This is a genomic window from Flavobacterium sp. HJSW_4, assembly GCF_042436695.1.
In the GTDB taxonomy this organism is placed as follows: domain Bacteria; phylum Bacteroidota; class Bacteroidia; order Flavobacteriales; family Flavobacteriaceae; genus Flavobacterium.
On sequence record NZ_JBHNPP010000009.1, the window covers coordinates 70,124 to 93,608 of the forward strand.

Here is a 23,485-nt window from a genome sequence, read left to right on the forward strand (position 1 = left end):
TCCACACATAGCTATTTTTTGAAATAATTGAAGCGCTTTTTGATAAAAGAAAAACTATGTTTCTAAGTGTTAGAATAATAATTGCCAGCTATCTAAAACCAAAATAATGCAGAATATCAAAACCAAAATACTTTTATTAAGCCTGCTTGTACTTTCCAATACATTGGTTTTTGCTCAGGAAAAAGACCGCAACGATTGGGAAAATCCAGAGGTTTTTCAAATTAACAGAGAATCGGCCCGCGCTGCTTTTCTTCCTTTTGCAGATGAAAATTCTGTTATAATGGATAAATATGAAAATTCACCTTGGTATTTTTCTCTAAACGGAAAATGGAAATTTTCTTGGTCGCCAACACCAGACGAGCGCCCCAAGGATTTTTACAAAACGGATTTCAGTACGCTGCATTGGAAAGAACTTCAAGTGCCTTCCAATTGGGAACTAAACGGATACGGCGTGCCAATTTATACCAACATTACATATCCATTCGAAAAAAATCCGCCTTTTATCAATCATTGGGATAATCCGGTTGGATCTTATAAAAGAGATTTTGCGCTGCCAGAAAATTGGAAAAACCGTCATGTTTTTCTGCATTTTGAAGCAGGAACTTCAGCCATGTATATTTGGGTAAATGGAGAAAAAGTAGGTTATACGGAAAACACTAAAAGTCCGGCAGAATTTGATATTTCGAAATATCTAAAACCTGGAAAAAATGATGTAGCGATAGAAGTTTACAGATGGAGTGATGGTTCTTATTTAGAAGATCAGGACATGTGGAGACTTTCTGGAATTGACAGAAATGTGTATTTGTACAGCACAGATAATGTGCGTATTGCCGACTTTTTTGCCAAACCAGATTTAGATGCGAAGTACAAAAATGGAAGTTTGAATGTGGATGTGAGTTTAAAAAATCTGACTTCAACTTCGGTTAACAATCAAAAATTAGTTGCCAAACTGGTTGACGCTTTTGGTAAAAATGTATTTGTAAAAGAATTGAATGTCAATTTAGAAGCTACAAAAACTCAGACTTTAAATTTTACTCAAAATGTATCGAGCCCAAAATTATGGAGTAGTGAAACACCTAATTTATACACGTTGATTCTGACTTTAAAAAATGCAAAAGGAGAAATTGTAGAAAGCGTTGGAACACAAATCGGATTCAGAAAAGTAGAATTAAAAGGCAGTCAATTATTGGTAAACGGTGTCCGATTAATGGTTCATGGTGTTAATATTCACGAACATAATCCAGAAACGGGTCATTATCAGGACGAAGCGACGATGATGAAAGACATCAAAATGATGAAGCAATTGAATATCAATTCAGTCCGCTGCAGTCATTATCCGAACAATATTTTATGGGTAAAACTTTGTAACAAATACGGTTTGTTTTTGGTGGACGAAGCTAATATCGAAAGTCATGGAATGGGAACAGAAGGACAGCCGTTAATTTGGATGAACCCAAAAACGAATCCAGGTTATCTTCCAGAATGGAGAGAAGCACATTTGGACAGAATTTACAGTTTGGTGGAAAGAGATAAAAATATGCCATCTGTAATTATTTGGTCATTAGGTAATGAAAGTGCCAACGGGCCTGTTTTTCACGACGCTTACAAATGGATCAAAAAGAGAGATAATTCTCGTTTGGTTCAGTTTGAACAGGCAAAAGAAAACGAAAACACAGATATCGTTTGCCCAATGTATCCAACAATTGAATACATGAAAGAATATGCGGCAAGAAAAGAAGTGAGTCGTCCGTATATCATGTGTGAGTATTCGCATGCAATGGGAAACAGCAGCGGAAATTTTCAAGAATACTGGGATATCATTCGCGGTAGCAAAAACATGCAGGGAGGTTTTATCTGGGATTGGGTAGATCAAGGGTATAAAAGAAAAGATGAAGCGGGCAGGGAATACTGGGCTTATGGCGGCGACATGGGAAGCCAGAATTATTTAAATGATGAAAATTTCTGTCACAATGGTTTAGTTTATGCCGATAGAACACCGCATCCAGGCGCTTTTGAAGTGAAGAAAGTCTATCAGAATATCTTGTTCAAAGCGGTTGATATCAAAAACGGAATTATTGAAATCAATAATGATTTTGGATTCACCAACTTGAATAAATACAACTTTAGATATGAAGTTTTAGAAAATGGAAAAGTTATTAAAGAAGGAACTTTAAATTGTTTTTTAGATCCAAAATCTAAAAAACAATTTAAAATTGATTTACCAAAAATAGAATCAAAAGAAGGAACCGAATATTTATTGAATGTTTTTGCTAATACCAAAACAGGTTCAGAATTACTGCCTCAGAACTTCGAAATCGCCAAAGAACAATTTGTAATTGAAGAGGGTAAATATTTCGCTAAAACGAAGAAAGAAAATGCAGCAAAAGTTCAGGATGAAAATGAGCAATTTATATTGAGTTCTGATAATGTTACAGTAAAAATTAGCAAAAAGACGGGATTGATTTCGTATTACAGTTTAAAAGGCGAGGAATATTTTAAACAATATCCTGAACCGAATTTCTGGAGAGCACCAACCGATAATGATATCGGGAATAAAATGCAGATTAGAACAAATGTTTGGAGAACGGCTGGAAAAAACACGTCGCTGGAAAGCATTCAGCAAAGCGAAGAAAACGGCAAAAAATACATCATAGCCAAATTAAAATTGAATGATGTTGCTTCAGATTACACAATAAAATACGCATTGGCAAATGATGGTGCTTTAGAAATTCAGGCTTCTTATAAAAAAGGAAATAATCCTGTACCAGAATTACCTCGTTTCGGAATGATTTTTACTTTAAAAAATACATTAGAGAATCTGGATTATTATGGAAGAGGACCGTTGGAAAATTATCCTGACAGAAAAACGTCATCATTAAAAGGAATTTATACTAGTAAAGTTGCAGACCAATATGTGCCTTATACACGCCCACAAGAAAATGGATATAAGACAGATGTACGCTGGTTTAAATTATCAGCGAATAAAGGAAACGGCATTGAAATAAAAGGTCTGCAGCCTTTAGGTATGAGTACTTTAAATAATTATCCGAGTGATTTTGATGGAGGAATTTCTAAAAAGAATATTCACTCCAGCGATATTACTCCGAGAAATGAAGTTGTAGTTTGTGTCGATTTAACACAACGTGGATTAGGAGGCGACAACAGTTGGGGATTACCACCACACGAACAATATACTTTAACCCAAAGCGAATACAGCTACGGATTTATTATTAAACCACTTTAACTTAAATAAGTTCAGTTTTCAGTCTCGGTTTTCAGTCACAGTTAGAACTGAAAACTGCGACTGCGACTGAAAACTAACTGAAAACCGAGACCGAAAACTTAAAACTAAAATGAGTAACCCTACAAGCGGAAGATTAATTTCTTTAGATGCACTGCGCGGATTTGTGATGTTTTGGATCATGAGTGGCGAACATATTGTTCATGCTCTGGCTAAAGCGGCTCCAATTCCTATTTTTGTCTGGATGTCATCGCAACTGCATCATGCGGAATGGAATGGTATAACCTTCTATGATATGATTTTTCCAGTGTTTCTGTTTGTTGCAGGAGTTTCAATGCCATATTCTTTCGAAAAGAAAATGCAATTGGCAGGTGTGAAATCTCCAAAAGATTTACCGTCAAGCGAAAAGCGAAAAATATATTTATCAATGCTTAGAAGAACCTGTATTTTACTAGTTCTCGGATTTGTAGTAAATGGATTGTTGCGATTTGATGGTTTTGATCAAACGCGTTTTGCGAGTGTTTTAGGAAGAATAGGATTAGCTTGGTTTTTTGCTGGAATCATCTTTCTGAATTTTGATTTAAAAAAGCAATTAATCTGGTTTTTCGGAATTATAATTGGCTATTATGTGGCAATGAAATGTATTCCAGTTCCAAATTTTGGAGCAGGAGTTTTAACTAAAGAAGGTTCTTTGGAAGGCTATATTGATCGTTTGCTTTTACCAGGAAGACTACACAGTACAGTTTACGATCCTGAGGGAATATTTTCAACTCTTCCTGCTATTGCAACCGCTTTGTTAGGCGTTTTTACTGGCACATTTTTAAAAGCAAAATGTCATTATTCAATAAAAATAAAATTGCTTTTAATGGCTTTAGCTGCTGTTGTACTGATTTTTGCAGGTTTAATTTGGGATATTACTTTCCCAATCAACAAACATTTATGGACGAGTTCCTTTGTATGTTTTGTTGGTGGATTTAGTATCTTATTTTTTGTCTTTTTTTATGTGATAATCGATTTGTTTGGTTTTCAAAAATGGGCATTTCCGTTGATTTTAATTGGTTCAAATTCTATTTTAATTTATATCGCTGCAGAAGGTTTAGTCGATTTTAAACATACCGCAGATTATATTTTCGGCGGACTTATAAATTTTACACCGATCACTTGGCAGCCTTTTTTTGCTGCATTATCTGTCACCGTCGTACAGCTTATTTTACTGTACTTTTTATATAAAAGAAAATGGTTTCTAAAAATTTGATGCCTATTGGATTTTAAAATACATTTTACTTACTAACCACACCTAACCACACTATTATGAATGTATTACAAACCGCAGATTACATTGTTTTCTTTATTTACTTTATCATAGTCACATCCTATGGAATGTATATTTACAGAAGCAAAAAAACTGCAGCAACGAGTTCGAATGAATATTTCTTAGCCGAAGGATCGCTTACTTGGTGGGCAATTGGAGCTTCTTTAATTGCGTCTAATATTTCAGCAGAACATTTTATCGGAATGAGCGGTTCTGGTTTTGCTATCGGACTAGCGATTGCTTCTTACGAATGGATGTCTGCTGCCACTTTAATTATTGTGGCTATGTTTATTCTGCCAATTTATTTGAAGAATAAGATATTTACCATGCCTCAATTTTTGGCTAAAAGATATAGCGGTACAGTAAGTGCAATTATGGCAATTATCTGGCTGTTAATTTATGTGTTTGTTAATCTTACTTCAATTATTTATCTAGGTGCTTTAGCCATTTCTTCTATTGCTCCAGTTAGCTTTCAGTTTTGCGTAATTGGTTTGAGTTTGTTCTCTGTAATCGTCACTTTAGGCGGAATGAAAGTAATTGGATACACAGATATGTTTCAGGTTATTGTTTTAATTTTAGGAGGTTTAGTAACAACTTATTTAGCTTTGACATTACTGTCAGATCAGTTTGGTTTTGGGAAAGATATTCTAAAAGGACTAGCCGTTATTGCTAAAGAAGCGCCAGATCATTTACACATGATCTTAGACGAATCCAGTCCGCATTATAACGAATTGCCAGGAATGTCCGTTTTAGTGGGCGGAATGCTGATTAATAATTTAGCTTATTGGGGATGCAATCAATATATCGTTCAAAGAGCTTTGGGAGCAGATCTAAAAACAGCTCGAAAAGGAATTTTATTTGCCGCTTTTCTAAAATTATTAGTTCCGATTATTGCCGTTTTACCTGGAATTGCAATGTTTGTAATGCATGAAAATGGAATGTTTCAGCAGGAAATGGTTGATGCAGCGGGAGTTTTAAAGCCAGATCATGCTTATCCTACTTTAATGAATTTGCTTCCTGCGGGATTAAAAGGTGTTGCGTTAGCGGCTCTTACGGCGGCAATTGTAGCTTCTTTAGCAGGAAAAGCAAATAGTATTTCGACCATTTTTTCTTTAGATATTTATAAAAAATACTTCAATTCTCAGGCATCAGAAAAAAAGCTGGTTCGTACAGGAAGATGGTGCGTTGTGGTTTGTATGATTATCGCAGCTTTTGTAGCTCCAGCATTAAAATCATTAGATCAAGCCTATCAATTTATACAAGAATATGTTGGATTCTTTTCTCCGGGAGTTTTAGCGATTTTCTTATTGGGAATGTTCTGGAAAAAAACAACTCCAGCGGCAGGATTGGCAGGAGCATTACTTACAGTTCCAATCGCTGCGGTTTTGAAATTCTTGCCAATGTGGACAGAAGGTGCTTTTCCTGATTATCCTTTCTTAGACCGAATGACTATCGTTTTCTTCATCATCGTATTTATAATGGTTGGAATTAGTTTAGCAAAACCAGTTTTTGGAGAAGAAGCAGAAAGGCATCAGATAGAAGTTGACAAATCAATGTTTAAAGTTTCTTCGGAATTTATAGTCGGTTCTTTTATCATTAGCGGAATATTAGTGGCTTTGTACACTGTTTTCTGGTAATTTCTAAAGTTGTCAAAAAATTATAAGATTGAAAATTTTTGGTTTCACGCAGATTTAAAAAAGATCTAAGCAGATCCTACAGATATTTTAAAAAATCTAATTAAATCTGCCTAAATCTGAAAAATCTGCGTGAAACAAAAAACTTTTAGACTTAGCAGAATAAAAACATAAAAAGAAATGAAAAACAAAATTATAATTACACTGCTTATTTTCTGTATTTCATTAACCGTTTCGGCGCAAAAGGTTTTTGATATTAAAAAATACGGTGCAGTTGGAGATGGTAAAACTTTAAATACAAAAGCCATTCAAAAAGCAATTGATGCTGCAAATAAAAGTAAAGGCGGAAGAGTTGTTTTTTCGAAAGGAACTTTTCTTTCTGGAAGTATTGTTTTGAAGAATAATGTTGAATTGTTTTTTGAAGACGGAGCTATTTTGTTAGGAAGCAATAATCCAGATGATTATCCTAAATTTGAAGGAATTAGAGCTTTGATTTTAGCTTTCGAATCCAAAAATATTGCAGTAAACGGAAAAGGAATTATAGACGGACAAGGAAGAGAATTGGCGTTAGCAATTGATAGTTTGCATCATACAGGTGTTCGTATTGATCCAAAATACAATTACAGAAGAATGCGTCCTGAAGATGGGAGAGGAAAACTGATTTCGTTTGTAAAATGCGATTCGATTACAATGACTCATATTACATTAAAAAACAGTCCTGGTTGGGTACAATGTTTTAGAGAATGCAAAAATATTGTCATTGATTTTATGAAAGTGGAAAGCAGAGCGTATTGGAATAATGACGGAATTGATGTTGACGGTTGTGAAAATGTTAGAATAACAAATTGTAATGTAAACGCTGCAGATGATGGAATTTGTTTAAAATCGGAAGAACCGGGATTGCAGAATAATAATATTTATATCGGAAATTGTACCATTAGATCGAGTGCCAATGCAGTGAAATTTGGTACAGGTTCTTACGGAAGTTTCAAAAATGTAACAATAGAAAACATCAAAGTTTTTGACACTTTCAGATCGGCAATTGCAATTGAATCTGTGGATGGGGCAGAAATAGAAAATATTAAAGTTTCTGATGTTACGGCTGTAAATACAGGAAACGCAATTTTAATTCGTTTAGGACATAGAAACGGAGAGAAACCGGGTTATATCAAAAATGTATCAGTTAAAAATGTAAAAGCACAAATTCCGTTTGGTCGTCCAGATATTGATTACGATATGCGCGGACCAGAAGTAGATTATTTCCATAATCCGTTTCCATCTTCAATTGCTGGAATTCCGGGGCATTTGATTGAAAATGTGACTTTGGAAAACATTGAAATCGTGTATCCAGGAAGAGCTTCTAAAGGAATGGCCTATCATCCGTTAAGCAGATTAAAAGACGTAAATGAAAACATAAAAGGTTATCCTGAATTTACCATGTTTGGCGAATTGCCTTCTTGGGGATTTTACGTTCGTCACGTTAACGGAATCGAAATGAAAAACATTAAATTGACTTTAGAAAAAGAAGATTTCCGTCCCGCTTTTGTTTTTGATGATGTAAAAAATCTTTCGATGAATGCTATTGACATTCCTTCAGATAAAATCAATCAGATTATTTTTAAAGATGTTTCATCAAGTAATTTAGATAGCGAAGCTGCAAAAAGAAAAATAGAACCAGAACAAAATAAATTTGAATTGCCTGCTCATTAAGAGGTGGCAGCAAAGACGCTAAGACACAAAGGTTATTGAAAAAATAAAGAAAAAGCTTTGCGACTCTGCGACTTTGCGAGCAATTTCTCAAGTTTCTTTCTTTAATCTCGCAAAGTCGCAGAGTCGCAAAGTCTATTAAAAAAAACTTAGTGTCTTAGCGCCTTTGTGGCAATAAAAAAAACAAAAAAAACATGAAAAAGAAATCAATCATCACGCTGCTAATTTTCTGCCTTTCGTTAACTGTTTCGGCTCAAAAGATTTACGACGTTAAAAAATACGGAGCAAAAGGAGATGGAAAAACCAATGATGCAGCTGCCATTCAAAAAGCAATTGACGAATGCAGCAAAACGGGCGGAAGAGTTTTAATTCCAGCGCCATTTACATTTCTATCGGGACCATTTGATGTAAAATCAAGAGTTGATTTGCATATTGAAGCGGGAGCTAAATTATTGGCAAGCCCAGATGAAAAATTGTATACAAAAAGTGCTTTCAGAAGCAATCCGGGAGAAGGAACGATTTGGATTGGAGGAGAAAATATAGAAGATTTTACCATTAGCGGAAGCGGAAAAATAGACGGAAACGGAATTTCTTTTATGGGTGCAGAAGAAGATGACGCTTATGTTTTGAAACCATTTAATGTATTAGATCCGAGACCTCATGTTTTGACTATTATTGGAGGAAAAAATATCAGAATCAAAGATGTGCATATTGGAAATTCGGCTTATTGGACCGTTCATTTAATTGGCTGTAATGATGTTGTAATCAGCGGAATTACTTTGTTGAACAGTTTAAAAGTGCGTAACAGTGACGGAATCGATTTGGATCATTCAAAAAATGTCAGAATTAGTGATTGTTATATTGAAAGTGGCGACGATTGTATCTGTTTGAAAAACAGAAGAGAATTTGAAGAATTTGGTGCTTGCGAAAATATTACGGTAACCAATTGTACGATGACAAGCAGTAGCTGTGCTATTAAAATTGGTTCAGAAAATATGGATGCGATCAGACAAGTTGTTTTCAATAATTGTATTATTAAAAATAGTAATCGTGCTTTGGGGATCCAAAATAGAGATGAAGGAACGGTAAGTGATGTTATTTTTTCTAATATTATAATCGAAAGTAAATTGAACACCGATACTTGGTGGGGAAAAGCAGAACCGATTTATGTAACGGCTTTTAGCAGAGCAAAAGGAAATCATAAAGATGCAAATTGGCGTTTTCCAAAAGGAGCAACAGAAGGAAAAGTAGGCGAAATTAAAAACATCTATTTTTCTAATATTCAATGTACTGGAGAAAACGGTGTGTTTGTAAGCGGTGAATCAAAAGATAAAATCAAGAATATTGTTTTTGAAAATGTAAGCGTTTTTATAGACAAAACAACTTCTTTTCCTGGCGGGTTATATGATAGACGCCCTGCAAATGTGGACGGTTTTGTAAAAGGAAGCACTTCTGGATTTTATTTTGATACAGCAGAAAGCATAAAAGTTCAAAATTGCACTGTTCAATGGGGAAAAAACAGACCAGATTATTTTAAACATGCGGTAGAAAGCAAAAATGTAGATGTTTTGAAAGTGATTAATTTAGATGGAGAAGCAGCTTTTCCATCTAAATATGAGGCAGTTAAAAAGTAATTTTAAAGCTAAAAAGAAATGAAATATTTTTTCTCTTTCGTCGTCGGCTTCTTCTTTATCACTATTCAGGCACAGAATAATGATCAGCGAATTTTAACGCCTAAAGCTGGTAAACTGCCTAAAGTAAATGCAGTTCGGGTTTTTGGTGTAAGGCCAAACAGCGAATTCATTTATAAAATTCCTGCAACTGGCGAAGGTCAGTTGGTTTATGCAGTAGATAATTTGCCTGAAGGTTTATCTGTTAATGCTAAAAATGGTGTAATCACAGGATTTTTAAAGAAAAAAGGAGATTTTAAAATCATTCTAAAAGCTTCCAATAAATTAGGTTCAGACAAACGCGAAATGATCATTAAGGTTGGAGATAAAATTTGTTTGACTCCGCCAATAGGGTGGAATAGTTGGTATTCGTGGTCGGAATCAGTTGCCGATGATAAAATTCGTAAAACAGCACAAGCATTTGAAAAGTTGGGATTAATAAATTATGGCTGGAATTATATTAATATCGATGACTGCTGGCAAGGAAAAAGAGAAGGAAAAGATCTTGCACTTCAGCCAAATGAGCGTTTTCCAGACATGCAAGGACTTAGTAATTATATTCATAGTTTCGGAATGAAAATTGGAATTTACACCACACCTTGGGTAAGTTCTTATGCAGGTTTTACTGGAGGAACTTGTGACAATGCCGAAGGAAATTATGATGTATTTGCAATTCCGCTAGAAAATAGAAAACAGCTTAATCAAATTGCAGGTAGTTATCCCGGCGTTCATCGAAAAAATTTGTCGCGTATTGGAGAATATTGGTTCTTAGATGTCGATGCCAAACAAATGGCAGATTGGGGATTTGATTTTGTAAAAGTCGATTGGAAACCAAATGATATCAAAACCACAAAAAGATTTCATGATGATTTAGTAAACCAAAATCGTGATATTGTGTTTTCAGTTTCTAATAATGCCCCAATAACAAATGCCGAAGGATTGGCAACGTATTCCAATTTATGGAGAACAACTACAGATATTGAAGATAAATGGGAGAAAATATTAAGTATTGTTGATACGCAATTTGAATGGAGACCTTATGTTGGTCCAGGACATTGGAGTGATCCTGATATGCTTCAAATAGGAAGTTTTGGTACACCAAATAGTTTTGTTAAAAAAACAGTTCCTTCAAAGCTGACGGCTGATGAACAATATTCGCAAGTCAGTTTTTGGGCTTTACAGGCGGCGCCACTTATTATAAGCTGTAATTTGGATGAAATGGATGATTTCACTTTATCTTTAATTACAAATAATGAAGTCATTGATATTGACCAAGATCCGTTAGGAGTTTCTGCTGATAAATTTTGGCTGAAAAGCAATGAAATCCGAGTAATGTACAAAGCACTTTATGATGGAAGTATGGCAGTTGGAGTATTTAATACTTCAGAAAGTGAAAAAGAATATACATTGAATTTGAACGAATTTCATTTCTTGAAAAAATATAAAATCAGAGATGTTTGGCGCCAAAAAGATTTAGGCGAATTTACAGATACTATAAAAGTAATGATAAAGTCTCATGGTGTGATACTTTTGAAATTATCTAAATAGGCACAAAAAGAATAATTTATACATTGCAATATATTCTCAATATAAAAAAGCACAATGAAAAAAAACGTAATTTCTAGAATAATAATAGGAGGTTTATTATTTAGTGGTATTTATGTAAATGCCCAAAAAACGATCTTAGAAGTTGATGCTTCAAAAACTATTGCTAAAATTCAGCCAACGATGTTCGGTTTGTTTTTCGAAGACATCAATTTTGCTGCAGATGGAGGACTATATGCCGAAATGATTAAAAACAGATCTTTTGAATTTGATAAACCTCTGATGGGTTGGGAGCAGCCTAACACCAAAAGGTCTTCTATGAACAAAGAATCGGGTAGTGCTGTGCCAATTAATTTAGCGGCTAATAACACCAATTTTTGTAGAGTAGAAATTAATAATGACAAAGGCTATGCTTTAATAAATGAAGGGTTTAGAGGAATGGGAGTGAAGAAAGATGCCAAATATAATCTTTCTTTGAAAGCGGCCAATCCTAATGGAGCGATCAAAAAAATCATTGTTCAATTAATCGATAAAGATCAAAAAGTAATTGGAGAGACGAGCATTGTTCCAAAATCGGAACAATGGACAAATTATACCGCGCAGATTATTGGTACTCAAACAGAAGCAAAAGCAAAATTAAAATTAACTTTTGAAGGAACTGGAACGATTGATTTGGATATGATTTCTTTGTTTCCAGAAGATACTTGGAAAGGCAGAAAAAACGGACTTAGAAAAGATCTTGTTCAGCTTTTATATGATGTAAAACCTGGATTTTTACGTTTTCCGGGAGGCTGTATTGTTGAAGGGAGAACACTTTCTGATCGTTATCAATGGAAAAAATCGGTTGGAAATATTGACGAAAGAAAAACCATGATGAACCGTTGGAATGTAGAATTCAATCACAAACAAACACCTGATTATTTCCAAAGTTTCGGATTAGGTTTTTACGAATATTTTCAGCTTTCTGAAGATATTGGCGCAGAACCGCTTCCTATTTTAAGCTGTGGAATGGCGTGTCAATACAATACAGGAGAATTAGCTCCGATGAACGAATTGGATCCTTACATCCAAGACGCTTTAGATTTGATCGAATTTGCCAATGGTGCCGTTACGACAACTTGGGGGAAAATCCGTTCAGATATGGGACATCCAAAATCTTTCAATTTAAAATATATCGGAGTCGGAAATGAACAATGGGGAACAGATTACATCGATCGCTACAAAGTTTTTGAAAAAGCAATCAAAGCAAAATATCCAAACATTATCATAGTTTCTGGAAGCGGGCCTTCGCCAAAAGGAGAGCATTTTGATTATGCAATGACAGAACTTAAAAAGCTGAATGCAGAATTGGTCGACGAGCATTATTATGAAAGTCCGAAATGGTTTAGAGAAAATGCTGGTCGTTACGATAATTACGATAGAAAAGGACCAAAAATATTTGCAGGTGAATATGCGGCGCAAAGTGTTTCTGGAGCGAACCCAAATAATAGAAACAATTGGGAATGTGCCTTCTCTGAAGCTGCTTTTATGACAGGTTTAGAAAGAAATGCAGAAGTAGTTCAGTTATCGTCTTATGCTCCTTTAATGGCTCATGAAGACGCTTGGCAATGGACTCCAGATATGATTTGGTTTAACAATTTAGAATCGTATGGATCAGCCAATTATTATGTACAGCAATTATTTTCAACCAATAAAGGAACAGATCTTTTAAATATTACAAAAGATGGAAAGGCTTTAATTGGCCAAAATGATTTGTATGCATCGGCTGTAAAAGATGTAAATAGTAAAGAAATCATTGTGAAATTAGTCAATACAGCAGCTTCAAGCCAAGAAGTTAGTCTGGATTTGAAAGGAGCGAAATTAGGATCAAAAGGTACGATTGTAAGACTGGCAAGCGAAAATACCCAAGATGAAAATACTTTTGCTAATCCGAAGAAAATCACTCCAAAACAAAGCGAATATAAAATTACAAAAGGCAAACAAGATTTGAATCTTCCTGCTTATTCGGTAACGGTTTTAAAACTGAAAATGAACTAATTAATTGTAAATCATTAATTAAAATACCATGCTCCATTATTTTTTTAAAAAGACTTTTGTTTTTATTTCCGTAATTACTGGGATTTCTAGTTATGCTCAGGATTTAAAACTGCAATACGATCAGCCCGCTGTTGAATGGACAGAAGCGCTTCCAATTGGAAATGGCACGTTGGGCGCTATGGTTTTTGGAAGAGTAGATTCTGAGTTAATTCAGCTAAATGAAGCTACTTTATGGAGTGGCGGCCCTGTACAGAAAAACGTAAATCCAGATGCTTTTAAAAATCTTGCTTTAATCAGAGAAGCGCTTTCGAAAGAAGATTTCGAAAAAGCCTATCAACTTACCAAAAATATGCAGGGAGCGTATAGTGAAAGTTTTATGCCTTTGGGAGATCTGATTTTAAAACAAGATTTTGGAGGAAAGAAACCAGGTTTTTATAAAAGAAACCTTGATTTACAAACAGGATTAGCCGTAACCAATTTCAAAGTTGATGGTGTAAATTACAAGAGAGAAATCTTTGCTTCAGCACCTGCACAATGTATTGTAATTAAACTTTCGGCAGATCAACTAAAAAAGCTTTCAATAACAATTGATGCTGCGAGTCTTTTGCGAAATGAAAAATCAATAAACGATAAAGCTTTGGTTTTAAAAGGAAAAGCGCCTTCACACGCAGATCCAAATTATATTGATTACAATAAAGAACCTATTGTTTATGAAGATCCAACGGGATGCAGAGGAATGCGTTTTGAATTGATTATTAAACCAATTGTAAAAGATGGAGAAATAATTGCTGAGGGAAATAATTTGGTTATAAAAAATGCTTCCGAAATTTTACTTTTTGTTTCGGCTGCGACTAGTTTCAACGGATTCGATAAATGTCCAGACAGTCAAGGAAAAGACGAGCATCAATTAGCAGAAAATCCAATTAAAAAAGCTAGTGTCAAAAAGTATGATAATTTACTAAAGGAGCATATTGCTGATTTTCAAAAATTATTCAATAGAGTTTCATTAAATCTGAATCAAAATGAAGCTAGTAAATCTAATTTGCCGACTGATGTAAGATTAGAACAATATGCAAAAGGAGAAAAAGATGCTGGACTAGAGGCTTTATTTTTTCAGTTTGGACGTTATTTATTGATTTCTTCTTCACGTACACATAATGCGCCTGCGAACTTGCAAGGAATTTGGAACAATAAACTTCGTGCGCCTTGGAGCAGTAATTATACCACAAATATCAATTTACAGATGAATTATTGGCCAGTTGAATCTGGAAATTTATCTGAATTGTTTTTTTCTCTTGATGATTTTATCAAAAATGTTTCGGTTACAGGAGCAGAAACAGCCAAAAGTTATTATCACGCAAACGGCTGGGTTTTGCATCACAATTCGGATATCTGGGCGACAACAAATCCGGTTGGAGATTTCGGAAAAGGAGATCCAATGTGGGCAAACTGGTATATGGGAGCCAATTGGTTAAGCAGACATTTATGGGAACATTATGAATATACTGGAGATATAGCATATTTAAAGAAAGTATATCCAATCATGAAAGGTGCGGCAGAATTTAGTTTAGATTGGCTTCAAAAAGATAAAGATGGCTATTTGGTAACCATGCCTTCGACTTCGCCAGAAAATAAATATTTTTATGATGGAAAGAAAGGAGGAGTTGTAACAACGGCTTCTACAATGGATATGGGCATTATAAAAGATTTATTCGAAAATACCATAGAAGCTTCTAAAATTCTAAATGCCGATGCTGATTTCAGGCAAACTGTAAGTACAGCAGAAAAACAATTATTGCCTTTTAAAATTGGAAGTAAAGGACAATTGCAAGAATGGTACAAAGATTTTGAAGACGAAGATCCTCATCACAGGCACACTTCGCATCTGTATGCGCTGCATCCAGCCAATTTAATTTCACCTTTAAAAACTCCCGAACTAGCTGATGCTGCAAAGAAAACATTAGAATTGCGTGGTGATGACGGAACAGGCTGGAGTTTGGCTTGGAAAGTAAATATGTGGGCAAGACTTTTAGATGGAAATCATGCTTATAAACTATTTAAAAATCAATTAAGATTAACGAAAGAAAACAATACGGAATACAGCAGACATGGAGGCTGTTATCCGAATTTGTTTGATGCACATCCGCCTTTTCAAATTGATGGAAATTTTGCAGGAACAGCGGGCGTGATAGAAATGCTGATGCAAAGTCAGAATAAAGAAATTCATTTGCTTCCGGCTTTACCAGACGCTTGGACAGATGGAGAAATTAAAGGTATTATAGCAAAAGGCAATTTTACTGTAGACATAAAATGGGCTAACGGAAAAATGAGTCTTACTAAAATAGTATCTAATGTTGGCGGCAAATGTACCGTAAGATCTGCTGAGCTCTTTATAATTGAGAAATTGAATATTAAAAGCGAGAAATCGTCTATAGGTTACACTGCGACTTTTGATACTAAAAAAGCAACAGCTTACTTAATTAAACCTTTGAAATAGATTTTTAAAAATAATAAAACGAAATATAGTGTTTGCAAATAAGATAATAGTACCCGCATTTCTCTTCTCGTGTTTCTCAGTTATGAGCCAAATTTCGTTTGGAGATTCAAATAAAATCAATGACAATTGGAAATTCAATCTTCAAGATATTTCTGATGCTAAAAATATTTCTTTTGATGATAGCAAGTGGAAGCAAGTAAATGTACCGCATGATTGGAGTGTGAAAGGACAACTAAGTCCAACTTTGGCCAGCTGTACTGGATATCTGCCAGGCGGAATCGCATGGTACAGAAAATCGATAACTGTTCCGCAAACCAAATCTGGAGAAAAAGTCTATTTATATTTTGAAGGAGTTTACAATAGAAGTGAAGTTTTTATCAATGGACATTCATTAGGGAAACGTCCTAACGGATATATTTCGTTTGCTTATGATGCTACTGAGTTTATAAAATTTGGAGGTGAAAATATAATTTCAGTTCGCGTAGACCACAGTCAGAGCGCTGATTCAAGATGGTACAGTGGGTCGGGAATCTACAGAAATGTTTGGTTGGTTTATGCAAATCCAGTTCATATAGCGCAATGGGGCGTTTATGCTTATCCGCAAGTTGCAAATGGAAACGGAATTTTGAATGTTGAAGTTGATGTCGAAAATAGTTCAAAAGGAAAAGCAAACCTTACGGTTGTAAATGAACTTTATTCGAAAGACGGAAAATTAGCAGGAAAATCTTCTTCTAAAGTAGATGTTGCTGTTAATGCAAATGGAAAAATTTCAACAAAAATAAACGTTAAGAATCCGCAGTTATGGGATTTAGATAATCCGAATTTGTATGAGCTGAGAACAACAGTTTTTCAAAATGGAAAAGAAATAGACAAAACAGTTACTCAAACAGGTTTTAGAACTTTCACATTCGATCCAAATAATGGTTTTGCCCTTAACGGGAAGTGGATGAAAATGAAAGGTGTTTGTCTGCACCACGATGCTGGAGTTTTGGGCTCTGCGGTTCCAAAAGAAGTTTGGAAAACGAGACTAGAAACTTTGAAGGAGATTGGAGTAAATGCCATTCGTACAAGCCATAATCCGCAAGCACCTGAATTTTATGAGCTTTGCGACGAATTAGGTTTATTGGTTTTGAACGAAGCTTATGATGAATGGGAATTTCCAAAACGTAAATGGCTTGAAGGCTGGAATTACGGAACTCCTGGATTTGAAGGTTCATTTGACATTTTTGCTGATTGGGCAGAAAAAGACTTGGAAGATTTTGTACGCCGTGACCGAAACCATCTTTCTGTTTTTGCGTGGAGTATCGGAAATGAAGTAGATTACCCAAACGATCCTTATTCTCATCCCGTTTTAGATCAGGGAAAAAACGGATTTGGACAAGCGGCTTACGGAGGATATAAAAAAGATGCTCCAGATGCAATGCGTCTTGGAGCAATCGCAAAACGTCTGGTTGCAGCGGTTAAAAAATATGACAAGTCACGTCCGACAACAGCTGGTTTAGCGGGAGTTGCAATGTCAAACGAAACCGAATATCCGGGCGCTTTAGATATTACAGGCTACAATTATACGGAAAGCAAATATGGTTCAGATCACGAAAAATATCCTAAAAGGGTGATTTACGGAAGTGAAAATACGCATGATATGCAACCTTGGCTTGCAGTAAAAAATAACAAACATATTTTCGGGCAGTTCCTTTGGACGGGAATTGATTATTTGGGAGAATCGGGAAGATGGCCCTCAAGAGGATTCTATTCAGGTTTAGTTGATTTTGCTGGTGTTATCAAGCCTAGAGGATATTTTCGCCAGTCACTTTGGTCAGATAAACCAATGGTTTATTTAGGAACGTATCCATTAACAAATGAAAAAGAGATTTCAAAAGACGCATGGGCAATTTGGAATTATGAAAACGGACAAAAAATACGTGTGGTTTGCTATACCAACGCAGCAAAAGCACGTTTGGAATTGAACGGAAAAGTAGTGGGAGAAACTAAATTATACGACGAAAAAACTGGGATTATATATTGGGACATTCCATTTACTTCTGGAAAATTAGAAGCAGTCGGTTTAGACAAAAACGATAAAGAAGTAAGTCGTTACGCTATTAACTCAACTCAGCAGCCAGTTGAATTAACCATTGCCGATAAAGATATTACGATAAACAAAAACAAAGGAGTGGCTAAAATAATGGTTCAAGTTAAAGACCAAAACGGACTTCCGGTTATGCTTTCAGATAACGAAGTGACTTGTACTATTACCGGCGCAGGAACTTTATTAGGATTGGAAGCTGGAAATAACAGCGACATGACTGATTATACTGATAATGTACAAAGAGTTTTTCATGGACATATTGCAGCCTATATTCAGGCTAATGGAGATTCGGCAGAACCTATAAAAGTCAAATTTACAAGTCAATGGTTAAAACCTGTTGAAGTAACTATTAATGTGAAATAGCCAAGTCCTTGTTTTTCTCTGTAGCAATAAATTTCATTATATTTAAAGTGTAAAAACCACACATAAACACACGCAATGAAAACCAAAAACTTACTTACCATGGCGATAGGAGCTTTTTTACTATCAGTCACTACTAACGCTCAAAACAAAACGTTTCAAAAAGAAGAATTCAAACAATGGGCACAAACTCCGCCAATGGGCTGGAATAGCTGGGATTGTTATGGACCAACTGTAGAAGAACACGAAGTAAAAGCCAACGCCGATTATATGGCAAAAGAATTGAAGAAATTTGGCTGGGAATATATCGTAGTCGATATTCGATGGTTTGTTGAAAACGACAAAGCTGGAGGCTATAATCAAACCGATCCGCGTTATGTAATCGATCAATACGGAAGATATTTGCCAGCCGTTAACCGTTTTCCTTCAGCAAAAGACGGTCAAGGTTTCAAGCCTTTAGCAGATTACATTCATAAAAAAGGATTAAAATTCGGAATCCATATTATGCGTGGAATTCCTAAAAAAGCGGTTGAAGACAAACTGCCAATAAAAGGAGCAAACGGAATTACCGCAGATCAGGTTTATTCTACAGCCTTGCAATGCGAATGGCTAAGAGATAATTACACTATTTTGGCAGACAAACCGGGAGCACAGGAATATTATGATTCCATATTCGAATTGTACGCGCAATGGGGAGTAGATTTTATTAAAATTGATGATTTGTCAAGACCTTATCACGAAGGTGAAATCAACTTAATTAGAAATGCAATTGACAAATGCGGGCGCAAAATTGTATTGAGCACTTCGCCAGGAGAAACACCAATTTCGGCAGCAGCACACGTTACGTCTCATGCCAATATGTGGCGTATGGTGGATGATGTTTGGGATACGTGGCCTCACATTACGCATTTGATGGATGTAGCGCAAAAATGGTATCCACACATTGCAGCGGGAACATGGCCAGATTGCGATATGATTCCGCTAGGGCGTATTTCGATAAGAGGAGAAAGAGGAAATGATAGAATGACTCGTTTAACAAAAGACGAACAATATACTTTGATTACATTTTTCAATATTTTCAAATCTCCATTGTTTTTTGGTGGAGACTTGCCAAGTAATGATGCTTTCACGTTGTCTTTATTAACAAATAAAAATGTAGTGAAAATGCATAACGAAAGTACAGGCGTAAAACAGCTTTTCCAAAAAGATGGAAAAATTGCTGTGACTTCAAAAAATGCAAAAGATGGCAGCGTTTATTTGGCTTTATTTAATGTTTCAGATAATGCTTCAGAAAAAGTTGCCGTTGCTCTTTCTGATTTAGGGATTTCAGGTTCAGTTGAGGTTTTAAATATGTGGACAGGAGAAAAATCAAAAACAAATGGAAAAGAAATTGGAGCTGATTTAAAACCTCATAGTTCTGTTTTGTATCAATTAAAAAGCAAAAAATAAATGAAAAGGATATTCTTTAGTCTATTGTCATTTTTTACTGTTTTTAATTTTTCTCAAGCGCAGAATAATCTAAAAGGTAGTCCGCCAGTTATTGCAGAGAAAGATTTGACGGCTTATCTCTTCGTTTATTTCATTGGAAATAAAGTCGAAGAAGAAGCTGTAAATTATGCTGTAAGCACAGATGGATATCATTATTATGCTCTCAATAATAATAAACCAATTTTAGATAGTAAAACAATCAGTTCAACTGGTGGCGTTCGCGATCCACATATTTTACGTGGTGAAGACGGAAAAACATTTTATATGGTTTTGACCGATATGACTTCGTCAAAAGGTTGGGACAGTAATCGTGCTATGATTTTACTTAAAAGTACCGATTTAGTTCATTGGAAAAGCACTGTTGTCAATATGCAGACAGCTTTTTCTGGAAATGAAAACTTAAAAAGAGTTTGGGCGCCACAGACTATTTATGATGATAAAGCTGGTAAATACATGATTTACTTTAGCATGCAGCATGGCACAGATCCTGATAAAATTTATTACGCTTATGCGAATGAAGATTTTACTGCTTTAGAAAGTGCTCCAAAATTATTATTTGTTCCAAAATCCAAAGGAGCTTGTATTGATGGAGACATTATTCAGAAAGATGGCGTTTATCATCTTTTTTATAAAACAGAATCAGAAACTGCGGGAATAAAAACGGCTACCACAACCGATTTAACTTCTGGAAATTGGAAAGAAAATGACAATTATCTGCAGCAAACCAAGGAAAAAGTTGAGGGGTCGAGTATTTTTAAACTCAATAATTCAGATGAATATATTTTAATTTATGATGTTTATTCAAAAGGAAAATATCAATTTACGAAAACAAAAGATTTAGAAAATTTCACGGTTATAGATAATGATATTTCAATGGATTTTAAACCGCGTCACGGAACTATTTTACCGATAACGCGTTCTGAATTAAAAAGAATTACGTCAAAATGGGGAATGCCAGTGCAACTTTCAAAAATAAACAATAATCCAGTTTTGGAAGGTTATTATGCCGATCCTGAAATTCTATATTCGAATAAAACAAAAAAGTATTATATCTACCCAACAACGGATGGATTTAACGATTGGTCAGGTTATTATTTTAAAACATTTTCTTCCGATAATTTAGTCGATTGGAAAGACGAAGGCGTTATTTTAGATCTTAAAAAAGAAGTTCCTTGGGGAAACAGAAATGCTTGGGCGCCTTGTATTGTGGAGAAAAAGATCAAAGGAAAATACAAATACTTCTATTATTTCACGGCTGCACAGAAAATTGGTGTTGCCGTTTCGGATCATCCAACGGGACCATTTAAAGACAACGGAAAAGCAATTGTGGCGACTAGACCTGAAGGTATAAAAGATGGTCAGGAAATTGATCCAGATGTTTTTACAGATCCGAAAACAGGAAAAAGTTATTTGTATTGGGGAAATATGTATATGGCCGTTGCGGAATTAAATCTGGATATGGTCTCGCTAAAAGAAGGAAGCACTAAAATAATTGCAGTAGATAAAACTTTTCGTGAAGGCACTTATGTCGTTTACAGAAAAGGGAAATATTATTTCTTTTGGAGTGAAGACGATACGAGAAGCCCCAATTATAAAGTAAGATATGGAATTTCAGATTCACCACTCGGCCCTCTTGAAATTCCGCAAAATAATATTGTCATTCAGGGAATTCCGGAACAAGGGATTTATGCTACGGGCCATAATTCGGTTTTGCAGATTCCAGGAAAAGACGAATGGTATATTGTGTATCATAGATTTTCGTATCCAACAGGTATTAAAATGGGACGCGCAGGCGGCTTTCATCGAGAGGTATGTATTGATAAACTAGAGTTTGATGCTAATGGCCGCATTTTAGAAACTAAACCTACTTTTGAAGGTGTAAAACTTTGAAATAAGATGATTAAATTCTTTTAGAGAGCTATTTAAGGAATTTGGTATTTGATATTTTGCATCAGACCAATAAAATGCAGCCTGCAAAGAGAATTGAAAAACAGGAAATAAATGCTTCTAATAGGATTTCGATCCTATTTCTGGAATTACTGGAAAGACAATTTCCTATAGAAGACATAAGACAGCGAGTTTCTTTTCGCACCGCTTCAGATTTTGCAGACCAACTTTCCATACATGTAAACCATTTAAGCAGAGCAGTAAAAGAAATAACAGAAAAGACTACCTCGCAGATTACAGCTGAACGTTTGCTGCAGGAAGCCAAAATTCTTTTGAAGCAAACGGACTGGAATGTCTCTGAAATCGCATTTGCATTAGGATTTACTGAAGTGACTCATTTCAACAATTTCTTTAAGAAACATTTAAACATAAATCCTACTAAATTCAGAAATGTTAGAATTTCGTTATATCTCCTCCTAGGACCATTCTAACTTTGTCATCATAAAAATATAAAATTATGGACAAAGTAAAAAAAGTATGGTTAGTCACCGGTGCTTCCAAAGGTTTAGGAGCATCATTGGTGAAAAAGTTACTAAAGCAGGAATTTAGGGTAGTGGCAACATCTAGAAACATCCAGGCTTTAACAAATGAATTTGGTGCTATATCAGATACATTTCTACCTCTTGAAGTCAGCTTGTCTGACAGCGAAAACGTTAAGGAGGCAATTGCGAAAATTATTGCACATTTCGGTCAGTTGGATATCATTGTGAACAATGCTGGTTTTGGCCAGATAGGTACACTGAAGGAGCTGACAGACGAAGAAGCAAGAAGCAGCTTTGATATACATGTTTTCGGTTCACTGAACATTATCAGACACGCAATGCCTCATTTACGAAAAAATGAATCCGGCCATATCTTTAACATTTCTTCTATAGGTGGATTCTCCCGCGGCTACGCGAGCTGGGGCATTTATTGTGCGACCAAATTTGCAGTTGCCGGTTTTACAGAAAGCCTAGCTGCAGAAGTAAAAGGATTTGGTATGAACGCAACAGTGGTCTATCCCGGTTACTTCCGCACAGATTTTCTTGCCAAAGGCTCTGTCAAAACACCTCTAAATACTATCGATGCCTACAAGTCAGCAAGGCAGTCAGAACAGGCACACATGAACGATATCAACCGCAGCCAGCCAAATGATCCGGAAAAAGCGGCTGATGTACTGATTGCCATAAGCAAAGAGTCAGACCCGCCAGTTCATTTTTTTTTAGGCAACGATGCCTATGATGTAGTTTATGAGAAAGTTAATCTTATAACCAACCAAGTAGAACAATGGAAAAGCCAAACGTTGTCAACCTCACTTTAGTTTTTGCGTTTATTCTTGCGTTTTTAATCTGTTCTGCATCGGCACAAGAAAAGCAAGATTCCAGCGTGGAAAACTCATTGAAAATTGTCGCTGACCAGTTTCAAAAATGGAAAAACAGAACAGCTGTTTTTTTCGAGCTTTTGTCCGACGATGCAACATGGACGGTCAGCGGTAGGTCTCCGGTTTCAGGAAAATATGAAGGAAAAAAGGATTTCATGGAGCATGCCGTAAAACCGATCATTGAAAAATTAAAAGAACCTTTAAAGCCTGAAATGATAAGCCTTACGGCTGATGATAAATATGTATGGCTTCATTTCAAGGCAAGTGCGGCAAACAAAGCGAACGAGATTTATCAAAATACATATGTCTGGAAGCTGCAATTGGAGTACGGCAGAATAATTAATGCTGTTGCTTTTCTAGATACCTATGAATTAGTCAAATTAATGCAAAAAGATACAGTTACAATGACACAGACAATAGAACAAACCAAAGGATATATCGGTATGTGGGTTACGAAAGACGGATACATCCGCCAAGAATTATTAACAAGCGACCGCTACGACGAAGCACGCGGCAACCGCCAGAGCGCCTATCAAGGAGAATATTATGTAAAGGAAAATGATATCTATTACAAAGATGATACATCCTTCTAAAACAT

The 23,485-nt window shown here is 35.4% G+C and carries 14 protein-coding genes; all 14 read left to right on the forward strand.

Annotated features, from left to right (window positions below; all coding sequences use genetic code 11):
* Positions 1-106 precede the first annotated feature (106 nt).
* The 14 genes from ACE01P_RS10795 (at position 107) to ACE01P_RS10860 (ending at position 23,480) form a co-directional block, all read left to right on the forward strand.
* Positions 107-3,244: a glycoside hydrolase family 2 TIM barrel-domain containing protein gene (locus tag ACE01P_RS10795; RefSeq protein ID WP_379697332.1), complete on the forward strand. Its 3,138-nt coding sequence runs from the start codon at positions 107-109 to the stop codon at positions 3,242-3,244.
* Positions 3,245-3,353: 109 nt separating this feature from the next.
* Positions 3,354-4,496, forward strand: a complete 1,143-nt coding sequence (locus ACE01P_RS10800; RefSeq protein ID WP_379697335.1) for an acyltransferase family protein — start codon at positions 3,354-3,356, stop codon at positions 4,494-4,496.
* A 56-nt stretch (positions 4,497-4,552) separates the two neighbouring features.
* Entirely contained in the window at positions 4,553-6,190 is a 1,638-nt protein-coding gene (locus tag ACE01P_RS10805) for a sodium/sugar symporter (RefSeq protein ID WP_379697337.1), read from the forward strand.
* Between the two features lie 177 nt (positions 6,191-6,367).
* The gene (locus tag ACE01P_RS10810; protein ID WP_379697340.1) at positions 6,368-7,897 is read left to right on the forward strand and encodes a glycoside hydrolase family 28 protein; all 1,530 of its coding nucleotides are present in this window, start codon (positions 6,368-6,370) and stop codon (positions 7,895-7,897) included.
* A 191-nt stretch (positions 7,898-8,088) separates the two neighbouring features.
* Positions 8,089-9,528, forward strand: coding sequence for a glycoside hydrolase family 28 protein (locus ACE01P_RS10815; RefSeq protein ID WP_379697343.1), 1,440 nt, complete (start codon positions 8,089-8,091; stop codon positions 9,526-9,528).
* Positions 9,529-9,546: 18 nt separating this feature from the next.
* Positions 9,547-11,112: a glycoside hydrolase family 27 protein gene (locus ACE01P_RS10820; protein WP_379697345.1), complete on the forward strand. Its 1,566-nt coding sequence runs from the start codon at positions 9,547-9,549 to the stop codon at positions 11,110-11,112.
* A 54-nt stretch (positions 11,113-11,166) separates the two neighbouring features.
* Positions 11,167-13,146, forward strand: coding sequence for an alpha-L-arabinofuranosidase C-terminal domain-containing protein (locus tag ACE01P_RS10825; RefSeq protein WP_379697347.1), 1,980 nt, complete (start codon positions 11,167-11,169; stop codon positions 13,144-13,146).
* Positions 13,147-13,174: 28 nt separating this feature from the next.
* Positions 13,175-15,643 (forward strand): glycoside hydrolase N-terminal domain-containing protein, encoded by a 2,469-nt coding sequence (locus ACE01P_RS10830; RefSeq protein ID WP_379697350.1) that lies wholly within the window; start codon positions 13,175-13,177, stop codon positions 15,641-15,643.
* Between the two features lie 82 nt (positions 15,644-15,725).
* The gene (locus ACE01P_RS10835; RefSeq protein ID WP_379697354.1) at positions 15,726-18,095 is read left to right on the forward strand and encodes a sugar-binding domain-containing protein; all 2,370 of its coding nucleotides are present in this window, start codon (positions 15,726-15,728) and stop codon (positions 18,093-18,095) included.
* Positions 18,096-18,170: 75 nt separating this feature from the next.
* Positions 18,171-19,541 (forward strand): glycoside hydrolase family 27 protein, encoded by a 1,371-nt coding sequence (locus ACE01P_RS10840; RefSeq protein WP_379697357.1) that lies wholly within the window; start codon positions 18,171-18,173, stop codon positions 19,539-19,541.
* Positions 19,542-21,470 carry a family 43 glycosylhydrolase gene (locus ACE01P_RS10845; RefSeq protein ID WP_379697359.1) on the forward strand — a complete coding sequence of 643 codons (1,929 nt, stop codon included), beginning with the start codon at positions 19,542-19,544 and terminating at the stop codon, positions 21,468-21,470.
* A 74-nt stretch (positions 21,471-21,544) separates the two neighbouring features.
* The gene (locus ACE01P_RS10850) at positions 21,545-21,958 is read left to right on the forward strand and encodes a helix-turn-helix domain-containing protein (protein WP_379697362.1); all 414 of its coding nucleotides are present in this window, start codon (positions 21,545-21,547) and stop codon (positions 21,956-21,958) included.
* A gap of 26 nt (positions 21,959-21,984) precedes the next feature.
* Complete coding sequence (locus tag ACE01P_RS10855; protein ID WP_379697364.1) at positions 21,985-22,827, forward strand: SDR family oxidoreductase; 843 nt, start codon at positions 21,985-21,987, stop codon at positions 22,825-22,827.
* Positions 22,794-23,480, forward strand: coding sequence for an Atu4866 domain-containing protein (locus ACE01P_RS10860; RefSeq protein ID WP_379697367.1), 687 nt, complete (start codon positions 22,794-22,796; stop codon positions 23,478-23,480). The genes ACE01P_RS10855 and ACE01P_RS10860 overlap by 34 nt, the downstream gene beginning before the upstream one ends.
* The last annotated feature ends 5 nt before the right edge of the window (positions 23,481-23,485 follow it).